Origin of the sequence: Rhodovulum visakhapatnamense, from assembly GCF_004365965.1 — a bacterium.
Lineage (GTDB): Bacteria > Pseudomonadota > Alphaproteobacteria > Rhodobacterales > Rhodobacteraceae > Rhodovulum > Rhodovulum visakhapatnamense.
Map to the genome: position 1 here is coordinate 81610 of NZ_SOEB01000015.1, position 19278 is coordinate 100887.

Here is a 19278-nt window from a genome sequence, read left to right on the forward strand (position 1 = left end):
GACGGCCCTGTGATCCGTCTGGAAAAACGCCCCTCGCCGTCGCGCGCCTGGACCGCGGCGACGCCGGTTCTGGCGGTCGCACTGACCATGGTGGCGGGCGGCGTGCTATTCGCGATGCTGGGCAAGGACCCGGTCGCGGCGATCCGCATCATCTTCTGGGACCCATTGTTCAATGAACAGTTCGCCAGCTACTCGCGCCCGCAGCTTCTGGTGAAGGCCGGGCCGCTGATCCTGATCGCCATCGGGCTGAGCCTCGGGTTTCGCGCGGGCATCTGGAACATCGGCGCCGAGGGGCAATACATCATCGGCGCGCTTGCGGGCGCGGGCGTGGCGCTGGCCTTCTATCCGCTAGAGGCCTGGTTCGTCTTTCCGCTGATGGTGATCGCAGGCGGGCTTGGCGGCTGGGCCTGGGCAATGATCCCGGCGATCCTCAAGACCCGGTTCCGAACCAACGAGATCCTGGTGTCGCTTTTGCTGGTCTATGTGGCCGAGCAGATCCTGGCCGCGATGGCGCTGGGGACCATGCGCAACCCCGAGGGCGGCGGCTTTCCGGGCAGCCGCAACCTGCAGCAATACCCCGCCGCCGCCAATACCGAGCTGATCGCGAATAGCGGCATGCATTGGGGCGTGGTGGCGGCCTTCGTCTCGGTGATCGCGGCCTATGTCCTGCTGAACCGGCACATGCTGGGCTTTCAGATCCGGCTGACCGGGCAATCGCCCCGGGCCGCGCGCTTTGCCGGCGTCAATCCCAATGGGCTGATCGTCTTCTGCCTGGGCGCATCCGGCGCGCTGGCGGGACTGGCCGGGCTCTTCGAGGTCTCGGGCCCCGCGGGCCAGGTCTCGATCGACTTCAATCAGGGCTACGGCTTTACCGCGATCATCGTGGCGTTCCTCGGGCGGCTGAACCCCGTGGGCATCCTGCTGGCGGGGCTGCTGATGGCGCTGACCTATATCGGCGGCGAGCTTGCGCAATTCATGCTGAACCTGCCCGCCGCCGCGATCCAGGCGTTTCAGGGGATGCTGTTGTTCTTCCTTCTGGGGCTCGACGTGCTGACCAATTACCGGCTCCGCTGGGGCAAGAGGGAGATCGCCTGATGGACCTGTCCGCCATCGACCCCGTCATCCTGATCGCCTCGCTGATGGTGGCCTCGACCCCGATCCTGCTGGCCGCGACCGGCGAGCTGATCGTCGAGAAATCGGGTGTGCTGAACCTGGGCGTCGAAGGGATGATGATCACCGGCGCGATCTGCGGCTTTGCCGCCTCGGTACAGACCGGCAGCCCCGCGCTGGGGTTTCTGGCCGCAATGGTCGGCGGCGCGGCGCTGTCGATGATCTTCGGGCTGCTGACCCAGGTGCTGATGTCGAACCAGGTTGCGACGGGGCTGGCGCTGACGCTGTTCGGGCTGGGGCTGTCGGCGCTGATCGGTCAGGGCTATGCCGGGATGAAACCGCCGCCGACCCGGCCGCTCGACCTTGGGGTCCTGTCGGATCTGCCGGTGATCGGAAAGATCGTCTTTTCCCATGATGCGATGGTCTATGTCAGCCTCGCCCTCGTGGCGCTGGTCTGGGCCTTCCTGCGCTATACCCGCGCGGGCCTGATCCTGCGCGCGGTCGGCGAAAGCCACGAAGCCGCCCATGCGCTGGGCTACAAGGTGGTGCGCATCCGCCTGATGGCGATCGGCTTCGGCGGTGCGATGGCGGGCCTGGGGGGCGCCTATCTGAGCCTCATCCGCGTGCCGCAATGGACCGAGGGCATGACCGCGGGCGCGGGCTGGATCGCGCTGGCGCTGGTGGTCTTCGCCTCCTGGCGGCCCTGGCGACTGCTGCTCGGGGCCTACCTTTTCGGCGGCATCACCGTGCTGCAGCTGAACCTGCAGGCTGCCGGTGTCGCGGTTCCGGCAGAGTTCTTGTCGGCCACGCCCTATCTGGTAACCATTCTGGTACTCGTGCTGATGTCGGCCGACCGCAGCCGGGCCGCCCTGCATGCGCCGGCCGATCTGGGCAAGACCTTCCACGCCTCGAGCTAGAGGCGCGCGCAACCGACGGGGCCGCCACGCGCCCCGGATTCGTATCGGAGACAGAGACCCCATGAAACGCAGAACATTCCTTGCCACCAGTGCGCTGGCCCTCGGCCTTGCCGGAACCGCTTTCGCCCAGGACAAGGTCAAGGTCGGCTTCATCTATGTCGGCCCCGTCAACGATGGCGGCTGGAGCCAGCACCACCACGAATCCGCGATGGTGATGAAAGAGCATTTCGGCGATGCCATCGACCTGGTGGAACAGGAAAGCGTGCCCGAGGGCGCCGATACCGAACGCGCACTGACCCAGATGGCGCTGTCGGGCTGCGACATCGTCTTCGCGACCTCCTTCGGCTTCATGGACCCGACGATCAACGTGGCCAAGAAGTTCCCGAAGGTGAAGTTCGAACACGCCACCGGCTACAAGCGCGCCGAGAACGTCTCGACCTATTCGGCCCGGTTCTATGAAGGCCGCGCGGTGCAGGGCCTGCTGGCCGGCCGGATGACCCAGTCGAACGTGATCGGCTATATCGGGTCCTTCCCGATCCCCGAGGTGATCCGCGGCATCGACTCGGCCTTCATCCACGCCCGCAAGGTCAACCCCGACGTGCAGTTCAAGGTGGTCTGGGCCAATACCTGGTTCGACCCGGCCAAGGAGGCCGACGCGGCCACCGCGCTGATCAACCAGGGCGCCGACGTGATCCTGCAGCATACCGACTCGACAGCGCCCCATGCCGCCGCCGAGAAGGCGGGCAATGTCTATACCTTCGGTCAGGCCGCCGACATGGCCGAATACGCGCCGAAGCCCCGGATTTCCTCGATCATCGACAACTGGGCGCCCTATTACATCGAGCGCGTGCAGGCGGTCATCGACGGCACCTGGGAAAGCACCGACACCTGGGGCGGCATCGCCTCGGGCATGGTCAAGATCGGCGAGATTTCGGACGCGGTCCCGGCCGAAATCCGCGACGAGGCGCTGGCACTGGAAGAGTCGATCTCCAGCGGGGCTTATCACCCCTTCACCGGGCCGCTCAACAAGCAGGACGGCAGCGTCTGGCTGGCCGAGGGCGAAGTGGCCGACGACGGCACGCTTGCCGGTCTCAACTTCTACGTCGAAGGGCTGAGCGGCGAAGTCCCGAAATAACCCGGTCGTTCCCCGACAGGTCGACGGAAGGGCCCGTGCGCGGGCCCTTCGCATGTCGAGGCCCCTCCAGCGCCAGCCCCCTCGCCGTGCCCCGGGACCAATCCGACGCCTGTGACAACGGGCCTCGCATAATGTTTCAAAACCGCGTCCGAATCTGCTAGTTTCCCCAACGTAATTCATTTGTGGGGCCAGCCGTCCGGGGCGTCGAACCGGCGCGTTGGTCGGGATCTTCCCGCGCTTGCCCTCACCCCCAAAAAGGCATGTCCCGCGGGCGCCCGCCCGCAGACATGTGTGCTTTGTCCACGGACCGGGACCGCGGGCAACCGACCGAACTCTGAGGCGGCACTGCCTCCTGCGGCGCCGGTCCTCTGGCGGCCCGGAAGGGTGGTACCTGCCGGGCAGTCCGAGAGACATGCGCCCGCGCGCGGTTGCTGCATGACCGCGTGCACCCGCCGCCTCCGGAGCGGCGCGCGGCAGGGGTTTCCCTCTGCCGCGCGCTTGTGCTTATCTCGCGCCATGGATACGGATTTCATCGTCATCGGCGGCGGCATCGCCGGGGTATCGGTCGGGGCGCGGCTCGCACCTCTGGGCCGTGTCACGTTGCTCGAAACCGAAAAGGCGCTGGGCTATCATGCCTCGGGCCGCTCGGCCGCGCTGTTCGACGAATGCCTGGGCGCCCCCCCGATCGTCGCGCTGAACCGGGCCGGGCACAGCTATCACCAGACCGCCGATGGCGGCGTGCTGTCGCCCCGGGGGCTGATGGTCGTGGGCCGTGCCGAAGACGGCGCCGCCTTCGAGGCCGACCGCCGCCACATGGACCTGCGCGCGCTGACGCCCGACGAAGCACAAGAGATCGTGCCGATCCTCGATCCCGCCCGCGTCGCCTTCGCCGGGATCACCGACCGTGCCTGGGACATCGACACCGACCGGCTGCTGCAAGGCTTCGCCCGCCAGATCCGCAGCCAGGGCGGCCGGATCGAGACCGGGCGCCAGGTCACCGCCATCGTGCGGGTCGAAACCGGGTGGCAGGTCACCGCAGGCGGCGAGACCGTCGAGGGCCGCATCCTGATCAATGCCGCCGGCGCCTGGGTCGACGACGTCGCCCGGATGGCCGGGCTGGCCCCCTTGGGCTTTACCCCGATGCGCCGGTCGATGGCCCAGTTGCCTGCCCCTGCCGGGCAGGACCCGCGCCGCTGGCCGATGATCCTTGGCGCGGGCGAACGCTGGTACTGCAAGCCCGAGGCGGGCAAGCTTCTGGTGTCGCCCGCCGACGAAGACCCGATGGCGCCCCATGATGCCTTCGCCGACGACATGGTGCTGGCCGAGGGGCTGGCGCGCTACGAAGAGATGGTGACCGCACCGGTGACCCGGGTCGAAACCAGCTGGGCGGGCCTGCGCACCTTCGCGCCCGACCGCCTGCTGGTGATCGGCTTCGATCCGCGCGATCCGGCCTTCTTCTGGCATGCGGGCCAGGGCGGGGTCGGCATGCAGACCTCGCCCGCCGCCAGCGAACTGGCCGCCGACATCCTGGGCGGCCGCGCCTCGGAACTCCGGCGCATGCTCGAGGCCAGTTTCAGCCCGGCCCGGTTCTGCTGATGCCCCGGCGGCTGGACCTGCCCGACAGCGCCTCGGTCGCGACGCCGGGCATGGGCGGGCGGCTCAGCGCGCCCTCGGCCTTGCGCAACGCGGATGCGATCTGCGCGGTTCTTGAAACCCTGGCCCCGCCTCGCGGGCGCGTGCTGGAACTGGCCTCGGGCACCGGCGAACATGCGGTCCGCTTTGCAGCGCGCCTGCCCGGTCTCATCTGGCAGCCGACCGAGATCGACCCGGCGCGCCGCGCCTCGATCGACGCCTGGGCGGCCGAGGCGGCGCTGCCGAACCTGCGCCCGGCGATCGCGCTCGATGCCTGCCAGCCGGGCTGGGGCGCGACCCATGCCGGGCAGGACCTGATCTTCGTCAGCAACATCCTGCATCTTGTCAGCGCGGCCGAGGCTGAAACCCTGATCGCCGAGGCCGCCCGGGCGCTGGCGCCGAAGGGCGTGCTGGCGATCTACGGGCCCTTCCTGCGTGAGACCGGCTTCGCCAGCCCCGGGGATGCCGCCTTCCATGCCAGCCTGACCGCCCAGGACGCCCGGATCGGCTACAAGCCGGTGGCCACGGTGACCGGCTGGGGCGTTGCCGCCGGATTGTTGCCTGAGGCACAGATTTCCATGCCGGCCAATAATCTGACGATAATTTTTCGCCAGCCCCTGTGAACGCGCAACGAAACCTATAATTAGGGCAAGGTAAAACGCATCTCCGACTCAGCTTCGGACCAAAGGAGACCGATATGGACTGGACCGCCAAACGCGATGGAACCAAGGACCAGCTGCGCCGCCTGAACAAGGCCATTCCCGAGCAAACCAAGGCCTTCGGCGCGCTCGGCAAGGCCGTCAAGGAAGGCGGCGAGCTTGACTTCAAGACCAAGGAATTCATCGCGCTCGGTATCGCGGTCACCCAGCGCTGCCAGGCCTGCATCGTGCTGCACATGGAGGCCCTGGTGCGGGTCGGCGCGTCCCGCGAAGAGGTCGGCGACGTGCTGGCGATGGCGATCCAGATGGGCGGCGGGCCGGCCATGATGTACGCGGCCGAAGCGATGGAATGCTACGACCAGCTGACCGAGGAAAAGGCAGCGGCCGCCGAATAGGCCCAGGGGGCCGGGGCGCCTTAAGGCGCCCTGCCCCTGTTGCAGTTGCCGCAGGCCGCGGATGCGACTACCTCTTGGACACCGCGATCCAAGGAGTCCTCCGATGCGCCGCCCCATCCGTTCCGCCCTTGCCCTTTCGGGCTTCGCCCTTGCCCTTGCCGCCGGGTCCGCAGGCGCGGACACCCAGCGCGCGCCCATACTCTACGAGAAATGGGACGCCGACCGCAGCGGCACCATCAACCGCCATGAACTGCAAAGCCAGGCCCGCCACATCTTCGCGGCCTTCGATACCAATGGCGACGGCCATCTCGACGCGACCGAAGCCGCGGCCTTCGACCGCGCCCGCGGCCCCTTGGCCTATTTCCGCGGCGAAGAGGCCTATGAGCGCAAGGTCGTCGTCAAGGGCCAGAAGCTGATGCGCAACGACCTCGACGGCAACGGGCGCATCGAGCTTTCGGAATTCCGGATGGCAGCCAATGAATGGCTCGCGATGCACGATCGCGACGGCGACGGGCGGCTCACGCTTTGGGACGTGTCCGCCCGCTGACCGGTGGGGAAGGCGGGCGGCTCAGCCGTCCGCCCGGATCCGTGCATTCGTCGGGTCGTGGGGGCTGTCCTCGACCACCTCGGCGGTCCAGAGCGCGTCGAACATCCTGATGCTCAGCCGGGTGCCCGGCACCGCTAGCTCGGGCCGCACATAGCCCATGCCGATGGACTTGCCGAAGGCGACCGACCAGCCGCCCGAGGTCAGCCGCCCGACCCGGGTCTCGCCATCGTAAAGCGCCTCGCGGCCCCAGGGATCGGCATCCTCCGGCCCGTCGATCAGCAGCGTGACGCATTTCGAGCGGAGGCCCTTGGCCTCCATCGCCGCCTTGCCGTGGAAGTCCTTCGACAGATCGACGAAACGGTCGAGCCCGGCCTCGAGCGGCGTGGCGTCGCGCCCCAGTTCGGTGCCGAAGGCGCGATAGCTTTTCTCCTGCCGCAGCCAGTTCTGCGCCCGCGCCCCCACCGGCTTCAGCCCATGCGCGGCGCCTGCCTCCATCAGCCGGTCGAACAGGTGGTTCTGCATCTCGATCGGGTGATGCAACTCCCATCCCAGCTCGCCGGTATAGGCCACGCGAAGCGCGTTGACGGGGACCATACCCAGCTCGATCTGCCGCGCCGACAGCCAGGGGAAACGCTTGTTCGACAGCGCCGTCGCCGGATCGGCATCGCGGATCAGCCCGGCCAGGATCGCCCGCGCATTGGGTCCCGCCAGCGCGAAGACGCCATGGCGCGTGGTGACATCCTCGACGATCACCGGACCGAACTCGGCCGCCTTGTCCTCGGCCGCCTTCAGCAGGAAATCCTCGTCATAGGCGTGCCAAGCCCCGGCCGAGACCAGGTAATAGACATCCTCGGCCTGACGCACGATGGTGTATTCGGTCCTGACCGTGCCCGCGACGCTGAGGGCATAGGTCAGGTTGACCCGACCCACCTTCGGCAGCTTGTTGCAGGTGAACCAGTCCAGGAAAGCCGTCGCCCCGGGGCCGCGCACGACATGCTTGGCGAAGGCGGTGGCGTCGATCAGCCCGGCCGTCTCGCGGATCGCCCGCGCCTCGGCCTCGGCATATTGCCACCAGCCGCCGCGCCGGAAACTGCGCGCGGCATGGTCGTCAAAGCCCTCGGGGGCGAAATAGTTCGGCCGCTCCCAGCCATTCACCTGGCCAAACTGCGCGCCCAGCGCCTTCATCCGGTCATAGCAGGGCGCGGCTCTCAGCGGCCGGGCGGCCGGGCGTTCCTCGTCGGGATGGTGCAGGATATAGACATGCTCATAGGCCTCTTCGTTCTTGGCCACGGCATAATCGGTCGTCATCCAGGACCCGTAGCGCCGGGGGTCGAGCGCGCCCATGTCGATCTCGGCCTCGCCCTCGGTCATGAGCTGGGCAAGGTAATGGCCCGACCCGCCCGCGGCGGTGATCCCGAAGGAAAAACCCTCGGCCAGCCACATGTTCCTTAGCCCCGGCGCCGGCCCCAACAGCGGGTTGCCATCGGGCGTATAGCAGATCGGGCCGTTGAAATCGTCCTTCAGCCCCACCGTCTCCGAACTGGGCAGCCGGTGGATCATCGACATGTATTCCTCCTCGATCCGGTCCAGATCGAGCGGGAACAGATCGGCGCGGAAGCTGTCGGGGCAGCCATAGGCGAACCGCGCGGGCGCGTTCCGTTCATAGGGGCCGAGGATCCAGCCGCCGCGTTCCTCGCGCACATACCATTTGGCGTCGGCATCGCGCAGGACCGGGTGTTCGGGATTGCCGGCCTTGCGCCATGCGACCAGCTCCGGGTCGGGTTCGGTCACGATATATTGGTGCTCGACCGGAATCGCCGGGATCTTGAGGCCCAGGAGCCGCGCCGTGCGCTGCGCGTGGTTGCCGGTGGCGGTGACCACATGTTCGGCGGTGATGACGGTCTGTTCCTCGGTCGGCACGAGGTTGCCGCCCTTTTCGGCCATCTTCGTGACCGTCACCCGCCATTCGGACCCGGTCCAGTCGTAGGCGTTGACCTGCCATTTCCGCTCGATCACCGCGCCGAGCTGCCGCGCGCCCTTGGCCATGGCCTGGGTCACGTCGGCCGGATTGATGTAGCCGTCGGTCGGATGGTAGATCGCACCGATCAGATCGTCGCAGCGCATCAGCGGCCAACGCTCTTTCAGCTGCGCCGGGCTCAGCCATTCATAGGGCACGCCACAGGTCTCGGCCGTGGTGGCATAGAGCCTGTATTCGTCCATCCGCGCCTGGGTCTGCGCCATGCGCAGGTTGCCCACCACGCTGAAGCCGGGGTTCAGCCCGGTCTCGACCTCGAGCGTCTTGTAGAACTTGATCGAGTAGTCGTGGATATGGGTCGTCGCGAAGGACATGTTGAAATAGGGCAAAAGCCCCGCCGCATGCCAGGTCGAGCCCGAGGTCAGTTCGTCCCGCTCCAACAGCAGGGTGTCCCAGCCCGCCCTGGCCAGATGATATGCGATCGAAGTGCCGACGGCGCCACCGCCGACCACCAGGGCTTTGACATGAGTCTTCATCGGCCTTCACTCCTGCTTGCCGCTCGTTTCCCCCAGTTAGGCAGGATTCGGTCGGCGCGGCGGGGGCCATCCGACCCGAAATGGACGGAAACCGACGCGGGGCTGCGCGCGCTTACCGCAGGGCCGCGCCGAAATCGAAAAGGGTCACCACTATCTCGCGCGGGGTGCCCTCGTCGAAACGGTAGGGCACCTGCACCTCGCGGGTCAGCACCGGCTCGGGCAGGCTCTCGCCGGGATAGCCCTGCTCTTGCAGCAGGCCCAGGATGCCCGGCACGCCCTTGCGGTCGACGACCACCAGCACCCTGCCCTCCGGCTCGGCCAGTTGCCGGGTCGGGAAGGGCGGAAATGCCGCCCAGTCCGGCAGATGCAGCAGCAGGTTGCCGGTATAGTAATGCGGCCCCAGCAGCACCGGCCGGTCGGGCAGCGTTTCGGCCAGGGTCTCGGCCAGCAGATCGACCCGAAGCGAATCGCTTCCAGCGCCGCGCAGCCGGGTGTCGGCAATGGCCGCGAGGATCAGCAGCGCAAGGCCCGCCATGGCGCGCAGGAAATTGCGCCAGACGCGGGCCGGGGCGTTGCCGAAAACCGTCATCGCCAGCGGCGGCAGACCAAGGATGAAAAGCGGCATCAGCCAGCGCGACCGCACAAAACCGGTATCGGTCGCCACCACCCCGACCGCGGTCAGCGCCAACCCGATCAACGCCGCCCGCAGCAGAAGCTGCGCCTCGGGCGGGGTTTTCAGGCTGCGGCGTGCCGCGGCCCCGCCAAGCCCCAGGGCAAGACCGACGGCCAGCAGCATCGGAACAAGCTCGAGGAGGGTGGACTGCCCCAGATAGGCCAGCCCCGCAGGCCACATCGCCTGCGCAGGTCCGCCAGCGCCCGTGCGGAACTCCCACAGATCGGAGAAGGCCGCCAGCGGATCGGCCAGCATCGCGGCATAGGGCAGGATGGCCACGGCCAATGCCACAGCCGCCGTCAGCCAGAGCCGCCGGTCCCACAGGAGCGGACGGAGCGCAGCCATGCTGAGCCCCGCCAGAATCAGCGCGGGCGGCACGATCCAGAAATTCGGCTTGGCAAGCCCGCCCAGCCCGACCGCGAGGCCAAACAGCACAAAGCCGCGCGTGCCGGGGCGGCGCAGCAGCCACAGGAAGGCCGCGACCGTCAGCACCGTGGTAAAGGCCAGCGCGATGCTGTGCGACCCGGTCCGCTGGCACCACCAGGCAAGGTTCGGGATCAACCCGAGGGCAAGTGCGCCCGCCATCGCGGGCCGGGTTCCTGCGACGGGACGCAAGGCGAGGAAGGCCGTCGCATAAGTGCCGAACAGCAGAAGGTTCTTGGCCAGCACCAGACCCAGCGTGTTGACGCCGAAGAGGTCGAAAAAGACGGTCTGATACCAGTTGTAAAGCGGCGGCTGCGAGCCATAGGCGAAATGCCAGTCCCGCGACAGGACGACCATTTCGGCCTCGTCGCCTTCGAAACTGCCCCCCAGCCACAGCCGCAACCCGATCTGCGCGGCGAAATAGGCGGCGATCGCCAGAAGAAAGAGCGTGACGGTGCGGGCGTCTTTCGCGCGAGCGGCGGTCATGGCAAGGCGGGCGTTCTGGCAAGGACAAAGCGGAAGGGCATTTCTGCCCCGGACCGGCGGTATGGCAGGGTAAAGCTGCCCTCCTCCAGCACCTCCGGTTCTGTGCCCGGCGGCCATCCGGCCTGGGCGAGACCGGCCGCAAGGTCGCGGGGTACGGTCTCGCGCATCAGAAACAGCACCGGCCCGCCCGCAAAGCGGTGCGCCGCGAAGGGCAGATAGGGCGCGATGCGCCAATCCGGCTCGGCGGCGGCAAGGTTTCCGGCGGTGTAGAATTCCGCGATGACCGGCACGCCCTCGGCGCCCTCGATCCCGGCCAGGCGCCCGGGCAGGCCGGTGAAATCGACGTCGCGCCGCGCGCCCTCCTTGAAGCGGTCATAGGTCAGGCCCGCGCAGACCAGAACGGCAAAGACCGCCGCGGCAGCGAATATGCCCCGCCGCGCGACCGGGCCGATCCGGGGCGCAAGCGCCAGAAAAAGACCCGGCGCGGCGAGGAAGGCCAGAGGCAGCAGCCAGCGCGCCGTGACCGTGCCCGCCTGCGCAAGCCAGACGCCCAAGGCCATCAACACGGCCACGACCGCGCCCGCCCGCAGCAACAGCGCGGGCAGCGGCCCGACCGGGTCCGGTTCGGCCCGCCGCCGCCCGAAGGCCCAGGCCACCGCCGCCACCAGAAGCGGCAGCGCCAGAAGCGACAGCATGCCGCCCGGCAGCATCGCCAGCCCATCGGGCAGCACGGCGCGGGCGCTGTCGGTTTCAAGCCGAAGCTTGCCGACCGAGGAGAACGCAAGGTCGCGATTCTGCACCATCCAGCCATAGGGCGCCGCCAGAATGGCGGCGGCGATGGCGGGCACGACCAGCGCCCGGCGCGTCAGGATCCGGGCGCGGAACGGGGCCAACGTCAGCGCCGCCGTCAGCAAGCCAACCGGGACCAGGAAGAAATTGTATTTCGACAGCCCCCCAAGCCCGACGGCAATGCCCAGCGCGACCCAGGCGGCCCAGCTTCCGCCCCGCATCGCCCAGAGAAAGGCCGCCAGCGTCGCCGCCGAGACCGAGATCAGCATGTTGGAATGGGTGGTCGCCCGCTGCGCCTCCCAGGCGATGTCGGGCACGAAAAGCAGCGACAGCGCGCCCAGAGCCGCGACACCTGCGGGCAGCCACAGCCTGAACCCAAGGAAGACCAGAAGATAGGTCAGCCAAAGCAGCCCGTTCTTGAGCAGCGACAGCGCCAGCAAAGACCTGCCCAGAAGCTCGAAAAGTCCAAGCTGCAACCAGTTATAAAGCGGCAGTTGCGGTCCATAACCCAACTGAAAACCGGGGGTCATGACCAGCATTTCGGCTTCGTCGGTTTCAAAGGCGCCGCCCAGCGTCAGACGCAACACGACTTGCACTGCGAAATAGGCCGAGATCGCGAAAAGGAAAATAGCGGTCGCGGTTCTGCCACCTGTCCCGGACATCGCAGGCGCCTAGAGCATGCTGGGCACGACCAGATCCGGTGGCCGGTGCCCATCGGCGAAGGTCTTGATGTTGATGATGACCTTTTCGCCCATCTCGCTGCGCCCCTCGATCGTGGCGGACCCCATATGCGGCAGAAGAACCACATTGGGCAGCTCGCGCAGGCGCGGGTTGATCTCGTGCCCATGTTCGAAAACGTCAAGCCCGGCGCCCGCAATCTCGCCCGCGCGCAGCATCCGGGTCAGCGCGTTCTCGTCGATGACCTCGCCCCGCGAGGTGTTCACGATCACCGCGTCCTTCTTCATCAGCTTGAGCCGCCGCGCGTTCATCAGATGGAACGTCGAGGGCGTATGCGGACAATTCACGCTGATCACGTCCATCCGGCTGACCATCTGGTCGAGGCTGTCCCAGTAGGTCGCCTCGAACTCGGCCTCGATCTCGGGGCGCAGGCGCTTGCGGTTGTGATAGTGGATCTGCATGCCGAAGGCCCGCGCCCGCCGCGCGACCGCCTGCCCGATCCGTCCCATCCCGAGAATCCCCAGACGCCGGCCGCCGATCCGCCCGCCCATGAAGGCCGTGGGCGCCCAGCCGCGCCAGTCGCCCGCCTGCATCACATGCAGCCCCTCGGGGATGCGGCGGGTCACCGCCAGCATCAGCGCCAGCGTCATGTCGGCGGTATCCTCGGTCACCACGCCGGGCGTGTTCGACACCAGAATGCCGCGCTGGCGGGCGGTCTGCACATCCAGATGATCCACCCCGGCGCCGTAATTCGCGATCAGTTTCAGCCGGTCCCCGGCCTGGGCCAGCATCGACTGGTCGATCACGTCGGTCACGCAGGGCACCAGCACATCGGCGCGGCGCATCGCATCGACCAGCTGCTCGCGGGTGAGCTTGACATCGGCCTCGTTCAGCTCGACGTCGAAAAGTTCCTTCATCCGGGTCTCGACCGCCTCGGGCAACCGTCGCGTCACAACCACACTGAGACGTTGTGCGGGCATCCCAGAGCCTCCCTGCTTTTCATCCCTTGGCGTCAGTGGCAAACTGTCCGAGATCGGGGCGCGGCACAAGACCCCGAAACCAGCTGGCAGGACGTTATGCGGGCACGACTGCGCGAATGCGCATCTCTGGCGATTTCCTTTTTGTTTCTGATTGGCGTGCTCACCTCGACGGGTCCCGTCCTGGCCGAGGAACGCGGGCGGGTGACCAATCTGCCGCTGCCGCGCTATGTCTCGCTGAAGGCGGCCGAGGGCAATGTGCGGCGCGGCCCGAGCCTCAGCCACCGGATCGACTGGGTCTATACCCGGCGTGGCGTGCCGTTGCAGATCACGGCGGAATTCGGCCATTGGCGGCAGGTGCGCGACCGCGACGGCGCGGGCGGCTGGGTGCATTATTCGCTGCTGTCGGGCGTCCGCACGGTGATCGTCGATCAGGACATGCTTCCGCTTCTGCGCGCGCCCCGCCCCGAGTCCGAAGTGCTGGCGAAGGCCGAAGCCGGGGTGATCGCCCGGCTGGGAGAATGCAGTATAGACTGGTGCCGGATCAGCGCCGACGGCGCGGCGGGCTGGGTGCCCAAGGCCGCGATCTGGGGCGTGGACGCCGACGAGATCCGCGAGTGAGCTTGCCCCGCCATGCGCTCGGCTGGTAAGCGGGGGCCGCACCCCCTGTCGAGCCAGCCGCCATGCCCAAGATCTCCCGCCTTAACCTCTCTGCCGGGGTCGCCTCTGTCGCCACCGCGATCACGCTTGTTGCGCTGAAGCTCTGGGCGCTGGGCCAGACCGGGGCGCTGTCGATCGCGGCCTCGCTGGCCGACAGCGCGCTCGATCTGATGGTCTCGCTGGGCGCGCTGGCCGCGATTTTCTATGCCGCCCGACCGCCGGACGACGATCATGCCTTCGGCCACAGCGCAGCCGAGGATCTGGCTGCGCTGGGACAGGCGGTGTTCATCCTGGCCTCGGCCAGTATCATTGCTTTCGCGGCCATGACCCGGCTTCTGGAGGCAGATCCCGAACCGCTGTCGCAGGAAGGCCCGGGGATCGTGGTGATGGCGCTGTCGATCGCACTGACGGCGATGCTGGTGCTTTACCAGCGCTGGGTCGCGCGGCGGACCGGCAACCGCGTCGTGGCCGCCGACTCGCTGCATTATCTGGGCGATCTGCTGCCCAATATCGGGGCGATCTTCGCGCTTTGGGCCTCGGCCAATCTGGGGCTGGTGCGCATCGACGCGGTGGTCGCGCTGGCCGCGGCGGGGATGCTGGCGGTCGGCGCGCTGGGGATCGGCAAGGGGGCGTGGGATGCGCTGATGGACCGCGCCGCGCCGCCCGAAACCATCGCGCGGATCGAGGCGCTGGCCAAGGCCTGCACGGGCGTGCGGGGCTTTCACGACCTCAAGACCCGCCGGTCCGGCCCGCGCCTTTTCGTGAACCTGCATATCGAGCTTGATGGCGCGCAAAGCCTGAACGATGCCCATGCCATCGGCGCCCGGCTGAAACACGCGATCCTTGCAGAGTTTCCGGTCGCCGATGTGATCATCCATTTCGACCCGGTACGCTGAGCCCTCAGAGCCGAACAGCGCCACAGGCCGGGCAGTCTTCTCGGCGGTGGAGCGCGATGGTCCGGGTCTCGCCGTAAAGCGCGTCATAGATCAGCATCCGCCCGCCAAGCCCTTCGCCCGCGCCGGTCACGAACTTGATCGCCTCGACCGCCATCATCGCGCCCACGACGCCCGGAAGCGCGCCCACGACGCCCGCCTCGGCACAGGTCGGCGCAAGGCCCGGCGCCGGGGCCTCGGGGAAGATGCATTGATAGCAGGGCGTCCCATGCGCCGGGTCGTAAAGGCTGATCTGGCCTTCCCACTGGGCGATGGCCCCGGCGATCAGCGGCTTGCCCAGACGCGCGGCCATCCGGTTGACCAGATAGCGCGTTTCGAAATTGTCGGTGCCGTCCAGGATCAGATCGTAATCGGGAAAGAGTGCGGCGGCCGACTCTTCATCCAGACGACGCTTGTAGGGGCGTATGGTGACAAAGGGATTCTGAGCCAGAATGGCCTTTTGCGCGGAAAAGACCTTGGGCATGCCCAGCCGCGTATCGGTATGGATCACCTGACGCTGCAGGTTCGAAAGATCCACGTCGTCGGGATCGACGATGCCGATGGTGCCGACCCCCGCCGCCCCGAGATACAGCAAAGCGGGGGAGCCGAGCCCGCCGGCCCCGATCACCAGAACCCGCGCCTCTTTCAGCTTGCGCTGGCCCGGCCCGCCGATTTCGCGCAGCATGATGTGGCGGGCATAACGGTCCAGCTCGACCGGCCGCAGCGGGCCTTGGGGGGCCATCGGCACGACCTCGCGGGCCACGCGCCGCTTGAGCGCGCCCAGCACGCCGCGATAGGCCACGACCAAGAGCGCCAGGACCCCAAGCGCCGCCCACCCCTCGGGCGTGCCACCGATGGCTTGGCGCAGGGGATGGCCCGCGGGCATGGCGATCTGCAGGATCAGGACGCCCGCATAAAGCCCCCCGATCATGCCCCAGCGCCCCTGGCGCGAGATCCGAAGGATCATCCCCAGCGACCAGAGCACCAGCGCAATTCCCAGCACCAGCCCCATCAGCCGCGCCCCGTCGACCCGAACCCGCCCTCGCCGCGCACGGTCTCGTCCAGCGCCTCGACCACCTCGAAGGCCGCCTGCACCACCGGCGCCACGATCATCTGGGCGATCCGGTCGCCATGGCGGATGGTGTAGGGCTCGGCCCCGAAATTGACCAGCAGCACGCCAAGCGGCCCGCGATAGTCGCTGTCGATGGTGCCGGGCGTGTTCGGAAGCGTGATCCCGTGCTTCAGCGCCAGGCCCGAGCGCGGACGGATCTGCACCTCGAACCCAGCGGGAAAGGCCATCCGGAAGCCCGTGGCCACGATCCGGCGCTCCATCGGCGCCAGCGTCAGCCCGGCCTCGCGATCTTCGGGCGGCAGGTTCGCGCGAATGTCGGCTCCGGCCGAGCCCGGGGTCTGATAGGCGGGCAGCGGCAGGCTGCGATCGGCCCAGTCTTCCCAGACGATCTGCAGACGCGGGCTCATGCCAGCGCCTCGGCGATCCGGCGGGCAAGCCGCTGGGCGACCTCGTCCTTCGACAGACGCGGCCAGGTTTCGGCGCCCGAGGCGGTAATCAGCGTCACCTCGTTCTCGGCCCCCCCCATGATGCCGGTCGCGGGCGAGACGTCATTGGCAACGATCCAGTCGCAGCCCTTGCGCGCGCGCTTGGCCTCGGCATGGGCCACGACATCATGGGTTTCGGCGGCAAAGCCCACCACGAGACGCGGCCGGTCTTCGGCCCGCCGGGCGATGCGCGCCAGAATGTCGGGGTTTTCGGCGAAATCCAGAACCGGCGCCCGGCCCGAACCGTCCTTCTTCATCTTGCGGTCGGCCGCATTGGCGACATGCCAGTCGGCAACGGCGGCGGCGCAGACCGCGGCATCGGCCGGAAGGGCGGCCTCGACCGCGGCCAGCATCTCGCGCGCGGTCTCGACCCGCACCAGATCCACGCCCTCGGGCGGCGGCACCGAAGCCGGGCCGGTGACGAAGACGACCTGTGCCCCCAGCGCCATCAGCGCCCGGGCCAGCGCCGTGCCCTGTGCGCCCGACGAGCGGTTGGCGATGTAGCGGACCGGATCAATCGGTTCATGCGTCGGGCCCGAGGTCACGACGATGCGGCGCCCGGCAAGCGGCCCCGCCCCCAGCGCGGCCTCGATCGCGGAAAGGATCTCGGGCACTTCGGCCATCCGCCCCGGCCCGTATTCGCCGCAGGCCATGCCGCCCTCATTGGGCCCGACGACGCGGATCCCATCCGATTGCAGGGCAGTCAGATTGCGCCGGGTCGCGGGATGGGTCCACATCCGCACATTCATCGCGGGCGCGACCAGAACGGGCGTGTCGGTCGCCAGCAGCAGGGTCGAGGCCAGATCGTCGGCGAGCCCGCCCGCCATCTTTGCCATCAGGTTCGCGGTGGCGGGCGCCACCACCACCAGATCGGCCGAGCGCGAAAGCTGGATATGCCCCATCTCGGCCTCACGGGTCAGATCGAAGAGGTCGCGATGCACCGCCTCGCCCGCCAGTGCCGAGACCGACAGCGGCGTCACGAAGCGTTCGGCCGCCTGCGTCATCACCGGAGTGACCGCCGCGCCCCGCTCGCGCAAGCGGCGGATCAGATCGAGTGTCTTGTAGGCGGCGATGCCCCCCGCGACGATCAGAAGAATGCGTTTGCCGGAAACCATGCCGCCCGCCCGTCAACCTCTTGCCAGAACACCTTGGAAAGACAGTCTTAGGCCCCGGACGAGGCCGAGACAAGCACGCCCACCGGCCCTAGCCGCCAGTCAGCGCGGCGCAGGGGTCGCCGCGATCGGCCGCCCCCGTGACCAGCCAGTAATCATAGGGCGGCGAGCCCGTCGCGGCCCCCTCGAGCTGGCCGACAGAGATCAGCCGGGCGCCCTCGGCGACCCGGGCAAAGGCCGCGGGCAGGCCCCAGTCGGTGCGAGCATGGCCGTTGCCCGCGATCACCGCGACCGGGCCGCCGGTGTCGTCCAGCGCCTGACGCGCGGCCCGGGCCAGCGCGGCATCGCGCAGCCGCTGAGCCTCGACCATACCGGGCAGAAGATGTTCGGGCAAAGCGTTGCAATGGGCCTCGCGCTGATCGTTGATCCGTTGCTCGCCTTCGGCCTCGGGCAGCGGGTCGGTCAGGCCATAGGTCGCGGCATCGGCACCGAAGACGGCCGCCGCCCCATCGGTCACGGCCCGGCGGACCTCGTCGCGGGGCAGCGCCGCACCATAGATCCGCGCCTCGGGCGCGGCCGAGAAAATCGGAAAATACATCGCGAAATCAGGCCAGCCCGAGGCCTCCCAGCCCAGCGCCTGGCCCAGCGCCACACCGTCGAGCCGAAGCCCGGGCGTCACCTTTGCCGCCTGCTCGGGCGTCAGCATCTCGAAAACCAGCGCCCTGGGCGCCAGCGCCTTGACGGCTGCGGCCTGATTGGCGTGCTGGTCGGGGTTGTCATGGGTCTCGCCCAGCACCACCACATCGGCGGCAGGCAGCGAGGCGAAAGCCGCCGGGCCGATTTCCTCGGCGCCGACGGCATGGGCGGTCAGGGCCACGGCCAGCGCGGCGATTCGTGCAACATGTCTCACGCGAGGAAGTGAAGCACCTCGGGCGACTGGGCTTCAAGGCTCTTGCGCATCTTGCCGAAGGCCGCGGCCTCGAGCTGACGCACCCGTTCCTTCGACAGGCCAAGCTCGTTGCCAAGACTTTCAAGCGTCCGCGGGTCGTCGCGCAGCTTGCGTTCCTTGACGATGAAACGTTCGCGGTCGTTCAGCTGACCCATGGCATGGACGAGCCAGCCGCGCAGTTGCGCCCGGTCGCGCCCCTCCTCGACCAGTTCGGCTGCCTGCGCGCTGTCATCCTCGATGGTCTCGATCCATTCGCGCCCCTCCTCGTCGGTGGATTGCGAGGCGTTCAGCGAGAAGTCGGACCCCGAGAGCCGACCCTCCATCATCTCGACATCCTGCAAAGGCACGCCGACCTCGGAGGCGATCATCTGGCGCAACTGGTGCCGGTCAAGCGTCTCGCCCCGGCCCGCCGCCTCGCGTTCCAGCCGGGCCTGGACCCGGCGCATGTTGAAGAACAGCGATTTCTGGCTGGAAGTCGACCCGGTCCGCACCATCGACCAGTTCCGCATCACATAGTCCTGGATCGAGGCCTTGATCCACCAGACCGCATAGGTCGAAAAGCGCACGCCCCGGTCGGGGTCGAACTTGTCGGCGGCCTTCATCAGGCCAAGGCTCGCCTCCTGGATCAGGTCGTTCATCGGCGCGCCGTAGCGCTTGAATTTCGCCGCCATCGAGATCGCCAGCCGCATATAGGCCGTGATCAGGCGGTGAAGGGCTGCCTCGTCGCGTTCGTCGCGCCAGGCATAGGCAAGCTTCAGTTCGGTCTCGGCGTCCAGAAGCTCCGCCTTCATCGCCTGACGCGACAGCGTGTTCGCATCGAATCCATCAAATGCCATGCCAAATTCCCGTCAGACAGAGTTTTATCGTTTCCTAAACTATACTGCGCCGATCCGGTTCCGGATCACACAAGAGCTTGAGCGACTCGAAATATTCCCGCGATACTTGTGTGCAAATTCGCACATATTCATGGGTTTCACCTGGGCATCGCGCGCCGACATCGGAACGATCACGAAAATGCGCTTTCTCCGGACGCGCCCGGAGGCTAGGTCATGTTGACAAATGGCGGACCCAGAGACGGATCGACGTGATGTCAATGAAGCCGAGGAAGCTCTCAGCGGTCTTGTCGTAGCGGGTCG

Annotated in this window: 18 protein-coding genes and 1 pseudogene; 9 read left to right on the top strand and 10 right to left on the bottom strand. The window is 67.9% G+C overall.

Annotation, left to right across the window (positions count from 1 at the left end; translation table 11 throughout):
• Positions 1-9: 9 nt before the first annotated feature.
• From EV657_RS13900 to EV657_RS13930, 7 genes are all read left to right on the top strand, one after another.
• Positions 10-1095, top strand: coding sequence for an ABC transporter permease (locus tag EV657_RS13900; RefSeq protein ID WP_113670380.1), 1086 nt, complete (start codon positions 10-12; stop codon positions 1093-1095).
• Complete coding sequence (locus tag EV657_RS13905; protein ID WP_113670381.1) at positions 1095-2027, top strand: ABC transporter permease; 933 nt, start codon at positions 1095-1097, stop codon at positions 2025-2027. Before EV657_RS13900 ends, EV657_RS13905 begins: the two co-directional genes overlap by 1 nt.
• 61 nt (positions 2028-2088) lie before the next feature.
• A complete protein-coding gene (locus EV657_RS13910) occupies positions 2089-3162 on the top strand; it encodes a BMP family ABC transporter substrate-binding protein (protein ID WP_075786635.1) in 1074 nt (357 codons plus the stop codon).
• A 516-nt stretch (positions 3163-3678) separates the two neighbouring features.
• A complete protein-coding gene (locus EV657_RS13915) occupies positions 3679-4758 on the top strand; it encodes an NAD(P)/FAD-dependent oxidoreductase (RefSeq protein ID WP_134078405.1) in 1080 nt (359 codons plus the stop codon).
• Positions 4758-5417: a DUF938 domain-containing protein gene (locus tag EV657_RS13920; protein WP_134078408.1), complete on the top strand. Its 660-nt coding sequence runs from the start codon at positions 4758-4760 to the stop codon at positions 5415-5417. The genes EV657_RS13915 and EV657_RS13920 overlap by 1 nt, the downstream gene beginning before the upstream one ends.
• A 74-nt stretch (positions 5418-5491) precedes the next feature.
• Entirely contained in the window at positions 5492-5848 is a 357-nt protein-coding gene (locus tag EV657_RS13925) for a carboxymuconolactone decarboxylase family protein (protein ID WP_075786638.1), read from the top strand.
• A gap of 103 nt (positions 5849-5951) precedes the next feature.
• The gene (locus tag EV657_RS13930; protein ID WP_166673710.1) at positions 5952-6395 is read left to right on the top strand and encodes an EF-hand domain-containing protein; all 444 of its coding nucleotides are present in this window, start codon (positions 5952-5954) and stop codon (positions 6393-6395) included.
• A 21-nt stretch (positions 6396-6416) separates the two neighbouring features.
• On the opposite strand, the gene EV657_RS13935 is transcribed toward EV657_RS13930, so the two are convergent.
• The 4 genes from EV657_RS13935 to EV657_RS13950 all read right to left on the bottom strand — a co-directional run bounded on the left by EV657_RS13935 (position 6417) and on the right by EV657_RS13950 (position 12935).
• The gene (locus EV657_RS13935) at positions 6417-8906 is read right to left on the bottom strand and encodes a GcvT family protein (protein WP_134078412.1); all 2490 of its coding nucleotides are present in this window, start codon (positions 8904-8906) and stop codon (positions 6417-6419) included.
• A gap of 112 nt (positions 8907-9018) precedes the next feature.
• The gene (locus EV657_RS13940) at positions 9019-10488 is read right to left on the bottom strand and encodes an ArnT family glycosyltransferase (RefSeq protein WP_165828160.1); all 1470 of its coding nucleotides are present in this window, start codon (positions 10486-10488) and stop codon (positions 9019-9021) included.
• Positions 10485-11939 carry a glycosyltransferase family 39 protein gene (locus EV657_RS13945; protein ID WP_134078415.1) on the bottom strand — a complete coding sequence of 485 codons (1455 nt, stop codon included), beginning with the start codon at positions 11937-11939 and terminating at the stop codon, positions 10485-10487. The genes EV657_RS13940 and EV657_RS13945 overlap by 4 nt, the downstream gene beginning before the upstream one ends.
• A 9-nt stretch (positions 11940-11948) precedes the next feature.
• Positions 11949-12935 carry a 2-hydroxyacid dehydrogenase gene (locus EV657_RS13950; protein ID WP_113670388.1) on the bottom strand — a complete coding sequence of 329 codons (987 nt, stop codon included), beginning with the start codon at positions 12933-12935 and terminating at the stop codon, positions 11949-11951.
• A gap of 96 nt (positions 12936-13031) precedes the next feature.
• On the opposite strand from EV657_RS13950, the gene EV657_RS13955 reads away from it, so the two are divergent.
• Positions 13032-13553, top strand: a complete 522-nt coding sequence (locus EV657_RS13955; RefSeq protein ID WP_134078417.1) for an SH3 domain-containing protein — start codon at positions 13032-13034, stop codon at positions 13551-13553.
• 62 nt (positions 13554-13615) lie between these two features.
• Entirely contained in the window at positions 13616-14488 is an 873-nt protein-coding gene (locus tag EV657_RS13960) for a cation diffusion facilitator family transporter (RefSeq protein WP_134078418.1), read from the top strand.
• Positions 14489-14492: 4 nt separating this feature from the next.
• On the opposite strand, the gene EV657_RS13965 is transcribed toward EV657_RS13960, so the two are convergent.
• From EV657_RS13965 to EV657_RS13990, 6 genes and pseudogenes are all read right to left on the bottom strand, one after another.
• A complete protein-coding gene (locus EV657_RS13965) occupies positions 14493-15536 on the bottom strand; it encodes a HesA/MoeB/ThiF family protein (protein ID WP_134078420.1) in 1044 nt (347 codons plus the stop codon).
• Complete coding sequence (gene dut / locus EV657_RS13970) at positions 15536-16003, bottom strand: dUTP diphosphatase (protein WP_113670392.1); 468 nt, start codon at positions 16001-16003, stop codon at positions 15536-15538. The genes EV657_RS13965 and dut overlap by 1 nt, the downstream gene beginning before the upstream one ends.
• Entirely contained in the window at positions 16000-17196 is a 1197-nt protein-coding gene (coaBC, locus tag EV657_RS13975) for a bifunctional phosphopantothenoylcysteine decarboxylase/phosphopantothenate--cysteine ligase CoaBC (protein WP_134078421.1), read from the bottom strand. Before coaBC ends, dut begins: the two co-directional genes overlap by 4 nt.
• A gap of 88 nt (positions 17197-17284) precedes the next feature.
• Positions 17285-18103 carry a ChaN family lipoprotein gene (locus tag EV657_RS13980; RefSeq protein ID WP_243837618.1) on the bottom strand — a complete coding sequence of 273 codons (819 nt, stop codon included), beginning with the start codon at positions 18101-18103 and terminating at the stop codon, positions 17285-17287.
• Complete coding sequence (locus EV657_RS13985) at positions 18100-18978, bottom strand: RNA polymerase factor sigma-32 (RefSeq protein ID WP_075786649.1); 879 nt, start codon at positions 18976-18978, stop codon at positions 18100-18102. Before EV657_RS13985 ends, EV657_RS13980 begins: the two co-directional genes overlap by 4 nt.
• Positions 18979-19189: 211 nt before the next feature.
• Positions 19190-19278: pseudogene (locus EV657_RS13990) on the bottom strand (IS5/IS1182 family transposase); the annotation flags it as partial.

Bases quoted from the DNA above. Each gene is read 5' to 3' on its own strand.
- EV657_RS13950 (WP_113670388.1), bottom strand. From the start codon at position 12,935: ATGCCCGCACAACGTCTCAGTGTGGTTGTGACGCGACGGTTGCCCGAG.
- EV657_RS13935 (WP_134078412.1), bottom strand. From the start codon at position 8,906: ATGAAGACTCATGTCAAAGCCCTGGTGGTCGGCGGTGGCGCCGTCGGC.
- EV657_RS13930 (WP_166673710.1), top strand. From the start codon at position 5,952: ATGCGCCGCCCCATCCGTTCCGCCCTTGCCCTTTCGGGCTTCGCCCTT.
- EV657_RS13925 (WP_075786638.1), top strand. From the start codon at position 5,492: ATGGACTGGACCGCCAAACGCGATGGAACCAAGGACCAGCTGCGCCGC.
- EV657_RS13915 (WP_134078405.1), top strand. From the start codon at position 3,679: ATGGATACGGATTTCATCGTCATCGGCGGCGGCATCGCCGGGGTATCG.
- EV657_RS13905 (WP_113670381.1), top strand. From the start codon at position 1,095: ATGGACCTGTCCGCCATCGACCCCGTCATCCTGATCGCCTCGCTGATG.
- EV657_RS13940 (WP_165828160.1), bottom strand. From the start codon at position 10,488: ATGACCGCCGCTCGCGCGAAAGACGCCCGCACCGTCACGCTCTTTCTT.
- EV657_RS13945 (WP_134078415.1), bottom strand. From the start codon at position 11,939: ATGTCCGGGACAGGTGGCAGAACCGCGACCGCTATTTTCCTTTTCGCG.
- EV657_RS13955 (WP_134078417.1), top strand. From the start codon at position 13,032: ATGCGGGCACGACTGCGCGAATGCGCATCTCTGGCGATTTCCTTTTTG.
- EV657_RS13960 (WP_134078418.1), top strand. From the start codon at position 13,616: ATGCCCAAGATCTCCCGCCTTAACCTCTCTGCCGGGGTCGCCTCTGTC.
- EV657_RS13985 (WP_075786649.1), bottom strand. From the start codon at position 18,978: ATGGCATTTGATGGATTCGATGCGAACACGCTGTCGCGTCAGGCGATG.
- EV657_RS13910 (WP_075786635.1), top strand. From the start codon at position 2,089: ATGAAACGCAGAACATTCCTTGCCACCAGTGCGCTGGCCCTCGGCCTT.
- EV657_RS13920 (WP_134078408.1), top strand. From the start codon at position 4,758: ATGCCCCGGCGGCTGGACCTGCCCGACAGCGCCTCGGTCGCGACGCCG.
- coaBC (WP_134078421.1), bottom strand. From the start codon at position 17,196: ATGGTTTCCGGCAAACGCATTCTTCTGATCGTCGCGGGGGGCATCGCC.
- dut (WP_113670392.1), bottom strand. From the start codon at position 16,003: ATGAGCCCGCGTCTGCAGATCGTCTGGGAAGACTGGGCCGATCGCAGC.
- EV657_RS13965 (WP_134078420.1), bottom strand. From the start codon at position 15,536: ATGGGGCTGGTGCTGGGAATTGCGCTGGTGCTCTGGTCGCTGGGGATG.